Annotated in this window: 13 protein-coding genes; 3 read left to right on the forward strand and 10 right to left on the reverse strand. The window is 61.6% G+C overall.

Translation table 11 applies throughout. The annotated features are described in order from the left end of the window. Positions 1 to 31: 31 nt before the first annotated feature. Entirely contained in the window at positions 32 to 2,638 is a 2,607-nt protein-coding gene (gene leuS / locus HX811_RS10095; protein WP_177045755.1) for a leucine--tRNA ligase, read from the reverse strand. 261 nt (positions 2,639 to 2,899) lie between these two features. Between leuS and HX811_RS10100 the strand changes: the two genes are divergently transcribed. Together HX811_RS10100 and HX811_RS10105 are read left to right on the forward strand one after the other, a co-directional pair. Beyond that, on the forward strand, positions 2,900 to 3,217 hold the full coding sequence (locus HX811_RS10100; protein WP_008436575.1) for a hypothetical protein: 318 nt from the start codon (positions 2,900 to 2,902) through the stop codon (positions 3,215 to 3,217). 103 nt (positions 3,218 to 3,320) lie between these two features. Then, positions 3,321 to 4,082: a YdcF family protein gene (locus tag HX811_RS10105; RefSeq protein ID WP_102369961.1), complete on the forward strand. Its 762-nt coding sequence runs from the start codon at positions 3,321 to 3,323 to the stop codon at positions 4,080 to 4,082. Positions 4,083 to 4,205: 123 nt separating this feature from the next. On the opposite strand, the gene lnt is transcribed toward HX811_RS10105, so the two are convergent. From lnt to miaB, 5 genes are all read right to left on the reverse strand, one after another. Further along, positions 4,206 to 5,729 (reverse strand): apolipoprotein N-acyltransferase, encoded by a 1,524-nt coding sequence (gene lnt, locus HX811_RS10110; RefSeq protein ID WP_177045756.1) that lies wholly within the window; start codon positions 5,727 to 5,729, stop codon positions 4,206 to 4,208. An 8-nt stretch (positions 5,730 to 5,737) separates the two neighbouring features. Then, positions 5,738 to 6,577 (reverse strand): HlyC/CorC family transporter, encoded by an 840-nt coding sequence (locus HX811_RS10115; RefSeq protein ID WP_003215451.1) that lies wholly within the window; start codon positions 6,575 to 6,577, stop codon positions 5,738 to 5,740. 27 nt (positions 6,578 to 6,604) lie between these two features. Continuing rightward, complete coding sequence (gene ybeY, locus HX811_RS10120; protein ID WP_003215452.1) at positions 6,605 to 7,078, reverse strand: rRNA maturation RNase YbeY; 474 nt, start codon at positions 7,076 to 7,078, stop codon at positions 6,605 to 6,607. Then, a complete protein-coding gene (locus tag HX811_RS10125) occupies positions 7,071 to 8,072 on the reverse strand; it encodes a PhoH family protein (protein WP_003215453.1) in 1,002 nt (333 codons plus the stop codon). The genes ybeY and HX811_RS10125 overlap by 8 nt, the downstream gene beginning before the upstream one ends. Positions 8,073 to 8,309: 237 nt before the next feature. After that, on the reverse strand, positions 8,310 to 9,638 hold the full coding sequence (miaB, locus tag HX811_RS10130; protein WP_003215455.1) for a tRNA (N6-isopentenyl adenosine(37)-C2)-methylthiotransferase MiaB: 1,329 nt from the start codon (positions 9,636 to 9,638) through the stop codon (positions 8,310 to 8,312). Positions 9,639 to 9,770: 132 nt separating this feature from the next. Here miaB and HX811_RS10135 point away from each other — a divergent pair, with 132 nt between their 5' ends. After that, positions 9,771 to 10,097 (forward strand): DUF1820 family protein, encoded by a 327-nt coding sequence (locus HX811_RS10135; RefSeq protein ID WP_003215457.1) that lies wholly within the window; start codon positions 9,771 to 9,773, stop codon positions 10,095 to 10,097. Positions 10,098 to 10,226: 129 nt separating this feature from the next. Here HX811_RS10135 and HX811_RS10140 read toward each other — a convergent pair whose 3' ends face one another. The 4 genes from HX811_RS10140 to HX811_RS10155 form a co-directional block, all read right to left on the reverse strand. Next, the gene (locus HX811_RS10140; protein ID WP_008436585.1) at positions 10,227 to 10,781 is read right to left on the reverse strand and encodes a tetratricopeptide repeat protein; all 555 of its coding nucleotides are present in this window, start codon (positions 10,779 to 10,781) and stop codon (positions 10,227 to 10,229) included. A gap of 225 nt (positions 10,782 to 11,006) precedes the next feature. After that, the gene (gene hemL, locus HX811_RS10145; protein ID WP_003215470.1) at positions 11,007 to 12,290 is read right to left on the reverse strand and encodes a glutamate-1-semialdehyde 2,1-aminomutase; all 1,284 of its coding nucleotides are present in this window, start codon (positions 12,288 to 12,290) and stop codon (positions 11,007 to 11,009) included. Between the two features lie 17 nt (positions 12,291 to 12,307). Then, entirely contained in the window at positions 12,308 to 12,931 is a 624-nt protein-coding gene (thiE, locus tag HX811_RS10150) for a thiamine phosphate synthase (protein WP_177045757.1), read from the reverse strand. 18 nt (positions 12,932 to 12,949) lie between these two features. Then, complete coding sequence (locus tag HX811_RS10155; RefSeq protein ID WP_177008849.1) at positions 12,950 to 13,747, reverse strand: hydroxymethylpyrimidine/phosphomethylpyrimidine kinase; 798 nt, start codon at positions 13,745 to 13,747, stop codon at positions 12,950 to 12,952. Between the last annotated feature and the right edge of the window lie 25 nt (positions 13,748 to 13,772).

Raw genomic sequence — 13,772 nt, forward strand, 5'->3', positions numbered from 1 at the left:
GCCAGGGTTATTCCCTTGGCGCCCGATCCGATTAGCTAGCGACGATATTGACCAGTTTGCCGGGCACCACGATCACTTTGCGGATCGTCAGGCCTTCGGTGAAGCGCAGCACGTTCTCATTGATACGGGCGGCGGCTTCGACGTCTTCACGGCTGGCGCTGGCCGGCATGTCGATCTGGCCACGCAGCTTGCCGTTGACCTGAATCACCAGTTGCAGCGTGTCCTGTACCAGGGCGCTGTCATCCTGTACCGGCCAGCCGGCATCGATGACGGCACCGCTGTGGCCCAACTGGTTCCACAGTTCGTGGCTGATGTGTGGCGTGATCGGCGCCAGCAGCAGGGTGACCGTTTCCAGGCCTTCCTGTACCAGTGCGCGGTCCTGTTCGGTAGCCTGCGGCGCTTTCTCCAGCACGTTCATCAGCGTCATCACCTGGGCGATGGCGGTGTTGAATTTGTGGTGCTGGCCCACGTCCTGGCTGGCGTGCTTGATGGCCAGGTGGGTGCTGCGGCGAATGACTTTTTGCTCATCGCTCAGGGTCGCCACGTCCAGCTTGCCCGGCAAGCCTTGGCTGACATGGGCGTGCGCCAGGCGCCAGACGCGCTTGAGGAAGCGATGCGAACCTTCGACGCCGGAGTCCGACCATTCCGCGCTCATGTCAGGCGGCGAGGCGAACATCATGAACAGGCGGCAGGTGTCCGCGCCGAACTGGTCGATCATCGACTGTGGGTCGACGCCGTTGTTCTTCGACTTGGCCATCTTCTCGGTGCCGCCGATTTCCACCGGCAGGCCGTCGGATTTCAGCTTGGCGCTGATCACCTTGGCCTTGCTGTCACGTTCCAGCTCGACATCTGCTGGGTTGAACCAGGTGTAGGCGCCATTGGCTTCGCGGCGGTAATAAGTCTCGGCAATCACCATGCCCTGGGTCAGCAGGTTTTTGAACGGCTCATCGGAACTCACCAGGCCTTCGTCACGCATCAGCTTGTGGAAGAAGCGCGCGTACAGCAGGTGAAGGATGGCGTGTTCGATACCGCCGATGTACTGGTCTACCGGCAGCCAGTGGTCGGCCGCGGATTTTTCCACCAGGCCGCCTTCATAGTGCGGCGAGGCGTAGCGGGCGTAGTACCACGAAGACTCCACGAAGGTGTCCATGGTGTCGGTTTCGCGTTTGGCCGGGGCACCGCAGTTCGGGCAGGTGCACTCGTAGAATTCGGGCATGCGCGCCAATGGCGAGCCAGCACCGTCCGGCACCACGTCTTCGGGCAATACGACCGGCAGTTGGTCTTCCGGTACCGGCACGTCACCGCAGGTTTCGCAGTGGATGATCGGGATCGGGCAGCCCCAGTAGCGCTGGCGGCTGATGCCCCAGTCACGCAGGCGGAACTGGGTGCGCGAGGCACCGAGGTTTTTCTTGATCAGCGCGACTTCGATGGCGTCGAAGGCGCCTTCGAAATCCAGGCCGTCGAACTCGCCGGAATTGATCAGTGTGCCGTGTTCGTTGTACGCGTCCTGCCACGGAGCCGGGTTGGTGTCGCCCGAACTGGTGCGCACCACGGACTTGATCGGCAGGTTGTATTTGACGGCAAATTCGAAATCGCGCTCGTCGTGGGCCGGCACCGCCATTACTGCGCCATCACCGTAGTGCATCAGCACGTAGTTGGCGACCCACACCGGCAGCTTCTCGCCGGTCAATGGGTGCTCGACGAACAACGAGGTCGGCAGGCCTTTTTTCTCCTGGGTGGCGACGTCGGCTTCGGCGACGCTGCCGCCCTTGCATTCGGCGATGAACGCCTGCAGCTCAGGGTTGTTCTGTGCAGCCTGGGTGGCCAGCGGGTGTTCGGCGGCCACGGCGACGTAGGTCGCGCCCATCAGGGTGTCCGGACGGGTGGTGAAGACTTTCAGTACACCTTCTGCGCCGATGGAGTCGACGTTGTAGGGGAACTGCACTTCCATGCCCTTGGATTTGCCGATCCAGTTGCGTTGCATGGTCTTGACCTGCTCGGGCCAGCCCGGCAAATCGTCGAGGCTCGACAAGAGTTCATCCGCGTAGGCGGTGATCTTGAAGTAGTACATCGGGATTTCGCGCTTTTCGATCAGCGCGCCGGAACGCCAGCCGCGGCCGTCGATCACTTGTTCGTTGGCCAGTACGGTCTGGTCCACCGGGTCCCAGTTGACGGTGCCGCTCTTCTTGTAGATCACGCCTTTTTCGAACAGGCGAGTGAACAGCCATTGTTCCCAGCGGTAGTAATCAGGCTTGCAGGTGGTCACCTCGCGGGACCAGTCCACCGCCAGGCCCAGGCTGCGCAGCTGGGTCTTCATGTAGGCGATGTTTTCGTAGGTCCACTTGGCGGGCGCTACGTTGTTCTTCATCGCGGCGTTTTCCGCCGGCATGCCGAAGGCGTCCCAACCCATGGGTTGCAGGACGTTCTTGCCCAGCATGCGCTGGTAGCGGGAGATGACGTCGCCGATGGTGTAGTTGCGCACATGCCCCATGTGTAGCTTGCCGCTGGGGTAAGGGAACATCGATAGGCAATAGAAAGTCTCCTTGCCTGGCTGTTCACTGACTTCAAAGGACTTTTGCTCATCCCAGAACGACTGGGCGGCATTTTCTATTTCACGGGGCTGATATTGTTCGTGCATGGCTACTTTTGAACTGAATAGGGGTGGCCTAATCCTCTTCGGTGCAACGTTCAGGTTGATCGACACCAAAAAGCGGCGCGTCCGTGCCCAAACCCTGCGGGAAGTGGAGTTACAGGAAGCGCCGTAGCATACATGACCCCACTCTATCGAGGGAAACCCTGATTGCGCCGCCGAGGCCGTTGGTCGCGGCGCCAGGCAGGCAGGGCAAGCAGGACTACGCTGTTTAGTGGGGAGTGAGTCTTATCTTCAATGAGGTGAGGGATGGTTGATTCGCAGCGAACTTTAACGAAACCGCAGGTGTACGAAGGACTGATCGACCGTTTGGGTCGAGCACTGGATGCAGCAAAAACCGCAGGCCGATTGTGTGATGAACGGCCTCTGGAGTTGGAACTGCGTGGCTTGAGCCAGGCAGAGCTGGACGTGATCAGGGTGTATCTGGAGTTGAATGAGCATCGCGCGTCCCATGGCATGGCCTCCCCGCCAGCCCAGGAGTTTTCGCGATCGGCCAAGGTGGTATGGCTCAAGGATTTTTCGGCCGGTCGCAGCCCGGAAAAACTCCGGTCCGTGCGTTTCAAGTGAAGTACCGCGTTAGTGATCTGTAGCCTTCTCAGCGTCTGTTCCTGTAAAGATTGTCGCTTAACCCCGTTACACCTTAGGCTTCGGGCATCTTTGGAGATGCCCGATGCCTATTCGCTATTTCATTAAACAATTGTTGTTGCCGCCCGGCATCCTGTTGCTGTTGCTGGCCCTTGCCTGGTGGTTTCGTCGCAGCCGACCGCGGCTGGCGGCCGTGTGCTTTGCCCTGGGGTTTGGCGGGATGTTGCTGATGAGCCTGCCGGTGGCGGTTCAATGGGGCGCAAAGGCCCTGGAGACCGAGCCGCCTCTGGCCCGTGATGAATGGGCGACCTTGGCGCAGCGGGCTGATGCCATCGTGGTGTTGGGCTCGGGGCGTGAGCGCGGGGATCCGGCGTGGGGCTCCGATCAGCCGACGGGTATCGGCCTTGAGCGCCAGCGCTATGCAGCCCGCCTGGCCAAGGCTTCGGGCTTGCCGGTGCTGACCACCGGCGGCTTGCACTACGGCACACCGCCCAGCGAGGCGGAGTTGATGGCGGTATCGATGCAGGATGACTTTGGCGTGAGCGTGCGCTGGAAGGAAGAGCGCAGCCGTACCACGTGGGAAAACGCGCAGATGAGTGCCGAGATTCTGCTGCCGCAGGGAATCAAGCGTGTGGTGGTCGTGACTCAGGCCTGGCATATGCCGCGCTCGCGCTGGAGCTTCGAAAAGGCCGGGTTCACGGTTGTTCCGGCGCCAGTGGGGTTTCTTGGTTTGGACAATGCCCGGCCATTGGGGGGCTGGATGCCGGAGTTCAAGTCGGTATGGCAGAGCGGGCAGTTGCTGAATGAAGCGGTGGGGCAGGTGGGTTACCGGATGTTTTACAGGTAATACCGCAGGTCAAATGTGGGAGCGGGCTTGCTCGCGAATACAGTGTGTCAGTCACTGGTGCTTTAACTGACAGATCGCATTCGCGAGCAAGCCCGCTCCCACATTGTCGTCCGAGTATTTCTTTTAAACCGTTTTGGACATCCGGCCCGCCAACAGCGCCCAGCCAAACAGGCCAAGGCACAGGATGATCAACGGCCACGAACGCCATTCCAGATACGGCGTGAGGTTGTGCATCGGCACCACCTCGCCGTAGAGAATCCCGCGTTCAAACTGCGGGATCTGCACGGTGATCTGCCCGTACGGGTTGATCAGCCCGGTGACACCGTTGTTGGTGGCGCGGATCATCCAGCGCCCGGCTTCCAGGGCGCGCATCTGGGCCATCTGCAAATGTTGCAGCGGGCCGATGGAGCGGCCGAACCAGGTGTCGTTGCTGATGGTCAGCAACAAATCGCTGCGGGCCGACAGGCCGGCGGCGAACTCCGGGTACACCACTTCATAGCAAATGAACGGCGCAATCTGATAGCCCTTGGCTTGCAGCAAAGCCTGGTCGGACGGCCCGCGGGCGAAGTCCGACATCGGCAGGTCAAAGAACGCGATCAAGCCGCGCAGCATGTCCTGCAGCGGCACGTACTCGCCAAACGGCACCAGCTTCTGCTTCAGGTAGGTGCCGTCGCCTTCGCCCACCACCGTGATGCCGTTGAAGAAGCGCTTGTGGTGATGCACTTCCTGGCGGATCGGTACACCGGTGATCAGCGCAGTGTGCCGGTCAGCGGCGAACTTGCCCATCATGCCCAGGTAACCCTCCACGGATTCCTTGAGCACCGGCACGGCGGTTTCCGGCCATACCAGCAGGTCGACAGGCTTGGAGCTGAAGCTCATGTCGCGGTACAGCGCGAGCTGCGCATTCAACTGCTCGGGATCCCACTTCATGCTTTGTTCGACGTTGCCCTGGACGGCCGCCACGGTCAGCGGTGCGCCAGAGGGGCTGGTCCAGGCGTGATGCTTGAGTGCCAGGCCGATAGCCCATGGCGCCACCAACAACAGCAAGCCGGCACCGATGAACAGGTTGCGCTTAGCCGCCAGCAGACGCGGCAGGTTGCAGATCAGTGCGGCGGTCAGCGCCAGGGCAAAGGAAATCAGCCACATCCCGCCCAGCGGCGCGAGGCCGGTGAGAGGGCCGTCGAGCTGGCTGTAACCGGAATAGAGCCAGGGAAAACCGGTGAGGAACCAGCCGCGAAACGCTTCCTGGCCAACCCACAAGGCCGCGAAGGCCAGGGCATCGGCCAGTGGCGCTTCGTTGCGGCGCAGCCAGCGCGCCCACAGCCAGGCGGGCAGGGCAAAGAACCAGGCAATGGCCGCCGTAAACGCCAGCATCAGCATGCCCGCCAGCAATACCGAAGCGCCGCCGAAGTGGTGAATGCTGTAGTAGATCCAGCTGGTACCGGCACCAAACAGGCCGAAACCGAAACACCAGCCACGCCACAGGGCCTGGCGCGGTGTCAGTTCACGCAATCCCGCATAAAAGAACCCGGCCGCCACCAGCGCAAACGGCCAGAGGTCGAACGGCGCCAGCGCCAGGGTGGTGATGGCGCCGGCCACCACGGCCAGCAGGTTACCGGGCCAGCCGGGTGCAATCATACGGCGCATGTCAGTCCTTAGCGGGCAATAGGTGTCAAACGGATCAAGTGAATACGGCGGCTGTCGGCATTCAGGATGCGGAAGCGATAGGCACCGATTTCCGTGGTCTCGTTACGCTTGGGCAGGTGCCCGAACGCACTCATCACCAGGCCGCCAACCGTGTCGAATTCATCGTCGGAGAATTCGCTGTCGAAGAACTCGTTGAAGTTCTCGATCGGCGTCAGGGCCTTGACCAGGAAATCACCGCTGGGCAGCGGCTTGATGTAGCTGTCTTCTTCGACGTCGTGCTCGTCTTCGATGTCGCCGACGATCTGTTCCAGCACGTCTTCGATGGTCACCAAACCCGCTACACCGCCGTACTCGTCAATCACGATGGCCATGTGATTGTGGTTCGCACGAAATTCGCGCAACAGCACATTCAGGCGCTTGGATTCGGGGACGAAGGTGGCAGGACGCAGCAGGTCCTTGATGTTGAAGCTGTCGCCGTTCTCCTTGAGGATCAGCGGCAGCAGGTCCTTGGCCAGCAGGACGCCCATGACGTCGTCATGGCTTTCGCCGATCACCGGGTAGCGCGAGTGCGCCGAGTCGATCACGGCTGGGAGGAATTCCCGAGGGGTCTGGGTCGCCTTGATGCTGACCATCTGCGAGCGCGGAACCATGATGTCCCGTACTTGCAGGTCAGCTACCTGGATGGCGCCTTCGACGATGGCCAGCGCTTCGCTGTCCAGCAACTTGTTCTGATGCGCCTCGCGCAGCAGCTCCAGCAGCTCCTGGCGGTTTTTCGGCTCGTGGGCAAAGGCCTGGGTGAGTTTCCCCAGCCATGACTTTTGCCCGTTGCTCGATCGGTCTTCGCTCATAGCGATTACTCTAAATCCTTTATTGTTTCAGTTAGGTGTAGTTGCAATTTCGTCGTCTGCATACGGGTCACGATGACCCAGTTCTGCAAGCAACGTTCGTTCCAGTGCTTCCATTTCTTCGGCTTCGTCATCGTCTATATGGTCGTAACCCAAGAGATGCAAGCAGCCGTGGATGACTAGATGGGCCCAATGGGCCTCAAGTTCCTTGCCCTGTTCCTTTGCTTCACGCTCGACCACTTCGACGCAGATCACCAGGTCGCCCAGCAACGGGATATCCAGCAGCTCATCGGGTACGTCGGCGGGAAACGACAGCACGTTGGTCGCGTAGTCTTTTTGTCGCCAGGTGTGATTCAGTTCACGGCCTTCGGGCTCGTCCACCAGGCGAATGGTCAGCTCCGAGTCGGCGGTGCGCTGGCGCAGGGCCAGGGTGCACCACTGGCGGAACTGTTCTTCGCTGGGGGCGGGCGCTTCGGTGGCCAGCTGCAGGTCAAGCTCAAGCATCGCGGCGAGTGTCCTTGGCCGGTTGGTCGTCGCGGTGTTCGAAGCGCTCGTAGGCTTCGACAATGCGCTGCACCAACGGGTGACGTACCACGTCTTTGGGCATGAAGTGCGTGAAGCTGATCCCCGGCACGTCCTTGAGTACGTCGATCACCTGGGCCAGGCCCGACTTGGTGCCTTTGGGCAGGTCGACCTGGGTGACGTCGCCGGTGATCACGGCGGTGGAGCCGAAACCGATCCGGGTCAGGAACATCTTCATCTGCTCAACGGTGGTGTTCTGGCTTTCGTCGAGAATGATGAAGCTGTTGTTCAGCGTACGGCCACGCATGTAGGCCAGCGGGGCGATCTCGATCACCTGGCGCTCGATCAGCTTGGCCACGTATTCGAAGCCGAGCATCTCGTAGAGCGCGTCGTAGAGCGGGCGCAGGTACGGGTCGATCTTCTGGGCCAGGTCGCCGGGCAAAAAGCCCAGCTTCTCGCCGGCTTCCACCGCCGGACGCACCAGCAGGATGCGTCGCACCTGCTCGCGCTCCAGGGCGTCGACCGCGCAGGCCACGGCCAGGTAGGTCTTGCCGGTACCGGCAGGGCCGATGCCGAAGTTGATGTCGTTGCCCAGGATCTCTTTGACGTAGCGCTGCTGGTTCAAGCCGCGAGGGCGAATCATGCCTTTCTTGGTGCGCAACGCGACGCTGGCTTCGGCTACCGGGTTATTGGCCAGGTCCTCCACGGCGGATTCCTGCAGGTACAGGTGCACCGTTTCCGGCGACAGCTCGCTACCTTTGGTTTCCCGGTAGAGGCGGCGCAGAAGGTTTTCTGCCGAGGTGGTGTGCTGGGGTTCACCAATCAGCTCGAATTGATTGCCGCGGTTGCGGATCTCGATGCTCAGGCGTTGTTCGATCAGGCGCAGGTGCTCGTCGAATTGTCCGCACAGATTGGCGAAACGGCGAGCCTCAAAGGGCTCGAGGAGAAAACGATGTGGTTCTATGGGTGCGTTCAAGGTCGTTTTTAGCCGCCCTGGGGCAATTAAGATGAAATCAAGGATAACGCCAGTGGCGCGGGTACGAAAGCACTTATATAGCCCGGGCCCGCTCTCAAGAACAACGGGGATCCACTGTGGGAGCTGGCTTGCCTGCGATGGGGCCGGCACGGCCGAAATATATGCTGCCTGTTATATCGCAATCGCAGGCAAGCCAGCTCCCACATTTGATCTTCATTTGCCTTGAAAACCGGAGTCTCAGTTAATCAGCGAACCGCGCAGCGAGTGCGGTTGTGCCGCGTCGATGTGCACGTCGGCGAACTGCCCGATCAGCGTCGGATTATCACAGCGGAAGTTGACGATCCGGTTGTTCTCGGTCCGGCCCTGCAATTCGCCAGGGTCTTTTTTCGAGTAGTCGGTCACCAGGATGCGCTGGGTCGAGCCCACCATCTGTCGGCTGATCTCGAAACCCTGTTGGTTGAGGCGGTGTTGCAGGGCGTTCAAACGCTCCTTCTTCAACGCTTCCGGGGTTTCGTCGAGCAGGTCTGCCGCGGGGGTGCCCGGGCGCTGGCTGTAGACGAAGGAGTAGGAGAAGTCGAAGCCGACGTCTTCAATCAACTTCATGGTCTGCTGGAAGTCTTTCTCGGTCTCGCCCGGGAAGCCGACGATAAAGTCCGAGCTGATGCAGATCCCCGGCACCGCCGCACGCAATTTGCGCAATTTGGATTTGTATTCCAGGGCGGTGTGGTTGCGCTTCATCGCCGAGAGAATGCGGTCCGAGCCCGATTGCACCGGCAAGTGCAGGTGCTTGACCAGCTCCGGCACTTCGGCGTGGGCCTGGATCAGGCTGTCGGAGAACTCCAGCGGGTGCGAAGTGGTGTAGCGAATCCGCTCGATCCCGTCGACGGCGGCCACTACGCGGATCAACTCCGCGAGGTCCGCCAGGCGCCCGTCGTGGGTCTGGCCACGGTAGCCGTTGACGTTCTGTCCCAGCAGGGTCACTTCACGCACGCCGTTCTCGGCCAGGTGAATGATCTCTGCCAGCACGTCGTCGAACGGGCGGCTGACTTCTTCGCCGCGGGTGTAGGGCACCACGCAGAAGGTGCAGTACTTGCTGCAGCCTTCCATTACCGACACATAAGCGCTTGGGCCGTCGATGCGCGGCTCGGGCAAATGGTCGAATTTTTCGATTTCCGGGAACGAGACGTCGACTTGCGGCAGCTTGGTGATGCGCGCGGCGTCGATCATTTCCGGCAGGCGGTGCAGGGTCTGCGGGCCGAAGACCACGTCGACGTACGGTGCGCGGTCACGAATGGCGGCGCCTTCCTGGCTGGCCACGCAACCGCCGACGGCGATCACCATGTCCGGGTTGGCCAGTTTCAGTTCACGCCAGCGGCCCAGCTGCGAGTAGACCCGGTCCTGGGCCCGCTCGCGGATCGAGCAGGTATTGAGCAGTATCACGTCGGCGTCTTCAGCGCGAGCGGTGACTTCCAGGGCCTGATGTTCACCCAGCAGATCGACCATGCGCGAGCTGTCGTACTCGTTCATCTGGCAACCGTGGGTTTCGATGTAAAGCTTCTTGGCCATGGGGATCGTCAACTGGTGGTAAAGAACCGCGCATTATAGGGGGCATGCCGATAGGTTCCTAGCACTGTGCATCGGACGCCATGCTATAGTTCGCGCCCTCTTTTAAATCCCCCGATGTGTTACCCGCCCACCATGACCAAACGTGAAGCTCCAATCTACAAGGTGATTTTTCTTAACCAGGGCCAGGTGTTCGAAATGTACGCCAAGCAGATCTATCAAAGTGATCTGTGGGGCTTCCTGGAAGTGGAAGAGTTCGTCTTTGGCGAGCGCACGCAGCTGGTCGTCGACCCGGGCGAGGAAAAACTCAAGGCTCAGTTCGAAGGCGTGGTGCGCAGTTTTGTGCCGATGCATTCGATCGTGCGCATCGACGAAGTCGAGCGCCTGGGCACGCCGAAAATCAGCGAGGCCCGGGGCATGAGCAATGTCATGCCGTTTCCGATGCCGATGCCTGAGAAGTAAGGCTTAAGACCGCGCCGACCCCTTCGCGAGCAAGCCCGCTCCCACATTCGACCGAGTTCCACCTTTGGAATACAGTCGAATGTGGGAGCGGGCTTGCTCGCGAAGGCGGTAGTAAAGGCGCTACAAAACTCAGGGCAGCGGCGAAAACGGCGAGCTGCCATCTGCGCTCTGCAGTTCCTGCAGGTAGTTGCGGAAAATCTGTCCCAGCACTTGGGTAGCCACTTCCAGTTCGTCGCGCTGCATGTGTTCGGCCACTTCGTCGGCCGTGTCCAGTGCATCTTCGGCGCCGTTCACCGCCGCCATTTTCAGCACGATGTACGCCTGGACGTTATTGGCCGGTACGCCTTCGCCGTGGAAAAACATGGTGCCCAGCTGGAATTGCGCCTGCGCGTGGCCCTGCAACGAGGCTTTCTCGAAGTAGCTCAAGGCTTTGTTGAGGTCGCGTGCGGGGTTTTTACTGTCGTAGAAGTACTCGCCCAACTCGTATTGCGCCTGCGCATCCCCGCCATCGGCCTGTTTCTGGCACGCGCTCAGGGCTTCGGCCTGGCTTTCCGGCTGGGTATTGAGGGTGCAACGACCCATCGCTGGGATTAACAACGAGTTGCCGCCTGCCTGGGCATACGCCAGCAGCGGCTGAAGGAGCAACAGGCAGCCCAGAACCAGGGTGCGGCCGGTGCGTTTCATGGGAATCGACTTACCTCTGACGGGGCGCGGGACCCACGGGGGGATCCAATAAGCGCGCATTATGAAATAAGCAGGCACCTGCTTACAAAGTCTTTACTCGTTTTTCTGCTGCGTGGGCAAGTTATCTGCCGGATTGCAGGTGAATTCTCGAAAAAAGACGGAAATGCCTGTAAGCAAAGTAGCAAATCTGACGCCGCCAGGGGCGACGTCGGATTTTTACGCCGCTTATTTCAAGGCGGCGAAGGCGCGCTCGGCGGCATCGAGGGTCAGTTTCAGCTCGGCATCACCATGGGCGATCGAGGTGAAGCCGGCTTCAAAAGCGCTCGGGGCGAGGTACACGCCACCTTCCAGCATCAGGTGGAAGAAGCGCTTGAACAGGTCGGCATCGCTGCCCATCACGTCGTCGAAGGTGACGATGTCGTCAGCGCCGCTGAAGTACAGGCCGAACATGCCGCCCGCCTGGGTGGTCACGAACGGAATGCCGGCGGCATCGGCGCGCTGTTGCAGGCCGTCCAGCAGGCGAGTGGTGTAGTCGGTCAGCTCGGCGTGGAAGCCCGGGCGGCTGATCAGGCGCAGGGTGGTCAGGCCGGCGGCCATGGCCAGCGGGTTACCCGACAGGGTGCCTGCCTGGTACACCGGGCCCAGCGGCGCGATGTGTTGCATGATTTCGCGCTTGCCGCCGAAGCAGCCCACCGGCATGCCGCCGCCGATGATCTTGCCGAAGGTGCTCAGGTCCGGCGTGACGCCGTAGTAAGCCTGGGCGCCGCCGAGGGCAACGCGGAAGCCGGTCATCACTTCATCAAAAATCAGCACCACGCCGTGCTTGTCGCACTGTTCCCGCAGGCCTTCCAGGAAGCCCGGCGCCGGCGGCACGCAGTTCATGTTGCCGGCCACCGGCTCGACGATGATGCACGCCACTTCCTGGCCGACTTCGCTGAGCATCTGCTCGACGGCAGCGATGTCGTTGAACGGCAGGGTCAGGGTGTGTTTGGCGAACGCGGCCGGCACCCCGGCGGAGCTCGGTACGCCCTGGGTCAGTGCACCGGAACCGGCCTTGACCAGCAGGCTGTCGGAGTGGCCGTGGTAGCAGCCTTCGAACTTGATGATGCTGTCGCGGCCGGTAAACCCACGGGCCAGGCGAATCGCGCTCATGGTGGCTTCGGTGCCGGAGCTGACCATCCGCACCATCTCCATGGAGGGCACGATGGAGCACACCAGGTCAGCCATCTCGGTTTCCATGGCGGTCGGTGCGCCATAGGAAAGGCCGTGTTGCAGCTGCTGGCGCACCGCGTCCAGTACTTCCGGATGGCTGTGGCCGAGGATCATCGGGCCCCACGAACCCACGTAGTCGACGTAGCGCTTGTCATCTTCGTCGGTGACGTAGGCGCCTTCGGCATGCTTGAAGAACAGTGGGGTGCCGCCAACGCTCTTGAACGCTCGCACGGGAGAGTTCACACCGCCGGGGATGTGTTTCTGGGCATTGGCAAACAGGGTTTCGGAACGGGACATGATCGTGTTCTCTGAATTCAAGATTTTAGAAGATCGTTGAAAGCGCGGGCGCGGCGCGTGACTTCCTGGGGGCTGTCGGCACCAAACAGGCCGTGGACCACTGCCAGCAAGTCGGCACCGTGGGCCACCAGCGGCTCGGCGTTTTCCAGGGTGATGCCGCCGATCACGCAGATCGGCAGGTGCAACCGCGCGCGGGCCTGGGCCAGCAGTTCAACGGTGGCTGCCGGCGCGCCGGGCTTGGTGTTGGAATTGAAGAAGCGGCCGAAGGCGACATAACTGGCACCTTCGCGGGCAGCCTGCTCGGCCAGTTCGATCTGGCTGTGGCAGGTGGAGCCGATGATCGCCTTGGAGCCCAGCAGCGCGCGGGCCGGCGTCAGCGGGCCGTCGGTCTGGCCCAGGTGCACGCCGACGCCGAGGCGTGCGGCCAGTTCGGCGTCATCGTTGATGATCAGTTGGGTCTTGTAGCGCGAGCACAGCTCTCGCAGTTTTTCGGCTTCCCGCAGGCGGCGCGCTTCGTCGCTGCTTTTATCGCGGTATTGCAGCAGGGTCACGCCACCGTCCAACGCCGCTTCGACGTAGGCCAGGAACTTGCCGGCCAACAGTTGGCTGTCGGTAATGGCATAAAGGCCACGTAGTTTCATCGGGCAGGCCTCTTGGTGTTACGAGCAGAAATCCAACGGCAGACGACGAGGCACGAATTGCCCCTGGCCGAGTTGTTCAGCGTCACGCAGGGTGCGCCAAGTGTAGTTGAGGGCCGATTGCACCGCGCTGACCAACCCTTCGCCTTGTGCCAACCGACCGGCCAGCGCGCTGGCCAGGGTGCAGCCCGAACCGTGGTAACTGCCGGGCAGGCGCTGGCAGGTAAAGGTCTGGTGCGTGCCGTCGCGGCTGTAGAGGCGGTTGTGCACTTCGTGCTCGTCGCCATGGCCGCCGGTGATCAGCAGGTGCTTGATGAACGGCAGCAGTTTCGCTGCGCATTCGTCCGCCGTGCCCTCGGGCAATTCGGCGAGGATGCGCGCTTCGGGCAGGTTGGGGGTGGCGATCATCGACAGCGGCAACAGCCGCTCGCGCATGGCGTAGCCGACCTCGTCCTTGCCCAGGCTGCCGCCGCCGCCGGCACGCAGCACCGGGTCGCAGACCACCGGCAAATGCGGGTGCGCCTTGAGCAGTTCGACCACGGTGTCGACCATCTCCAGGGAACCGAGCATGCCCAGTTTCACCGCGGCCACTTCGGAGTCACCGAGCACGGCGTTGGCCTGGGCCAGCACCCACTCGCGATCCAGCACGCGGAAATCGCTGACGTTGACGGTGTTCTGCACAGTCAGCGCGGTGACGGCCGGGGCCGCATGACAGCCCTGGGCGAGCAGGGCTTCGATATCTGCCTGCAAGCCGGCGCCACCACTGGGATCATGGCCGGAGAGACAGAGGACAACGGGGCGAGAGCTGTAGATATTCATGGTGCGCGAGCTTACCACCAAACGC

It is taken from the genome of Pseudomonas sp. F8002, assembly GCF_013385495.1.
Classification (GTDB): Bacteria; Pseudomonadota; Gammaproteobacteria; order Pseudomonadales; family Pseudomonadaceae; genus Aquipseudomonas.

Bases quoted from the DNA above. Each gene is read 5' to 3' on its own strand.
- HX811_RS10100 (WP_008436575.1), top strand. From the start codon at position 2,900: ATGGTTGATTCGCAGCGAACTTTAACGAAACCGCAGGTGTACGAAGGA.
- HX811_RS10140 (WP_008436585.1), bottom strand. From the start codon at position 10,781: ATGAAACGCACCGGCCGCACCCTGGTTCTGGGCTGCCTGTTGCTCCTT.
- hemL (WP_003215470.1), bottom strand. From the start codon at position 12,290: ATGTCCCGTTCCGAAACCCTGTTTGCCAATGCCCAGAAACACATCCCC.
- ybeY (WP_003215452.1), bottom strand. From the start codon at position 7,078: ATGCTTGAGCTTGACCTGCAGCTGGCCACCGAAGCGCCCGCCCCCAGC.
- miaB (WP_003215455.1), bottom strand. From the start codon at position 9,638: ATGGCCAAGAAGCTTTACATCGAAACCCACGGTTGCCAGATGAACGAG.
- lnt (WP_177045756.1), bottom strand. From the start codon at position 5,729: ATGCGCCGTATGATTGCACCCGGCTGGCCCGGTAACCTGCTGGCCGTG.
- HX811_RS10115 (WP_003215451.1), bottom strand. From the start codon at position 6,577: ATGAGCGAAGACCGATCGAGCAACGGGCAAAAGTCATGGCTGGGGAAA.
- HX811_RS10135 (WP_003215457.1), top strand. From the start codon at position 9,771: ATGACCAAACGTGAAGCTCCAATCTACAAGGTGATTTTTCTTAACCAG.
- HX811_RS10155 (WP_177008849.1), bottom strand. From the start codon at position 13,747: ATGAATATCTACAGCTCTCGCCCCGTTGTCCTCTGTCTCTCCGGCCAT.
- leuS (WP_177045755.1), bottom strand. From the start codon at position 2,638: ATGCACGAACAATATCAGCCCCGTGAAATAGAAAATGCCGCCCAGTCG.
- HX811_RS10105 (WP_102369961.1), top strand. From the start codon at position 3,321: ATGCCTATTCGCTATTTCATTAAACAATTGTTGTTGCCGCCCGGCATC.
- thiE (WP_177045757.1), bottom strand. From the start codon at position 12,931: ATGAAACTACGTGGCCTTTATGCCATTACCGACAGCCAACTGTTGGCC.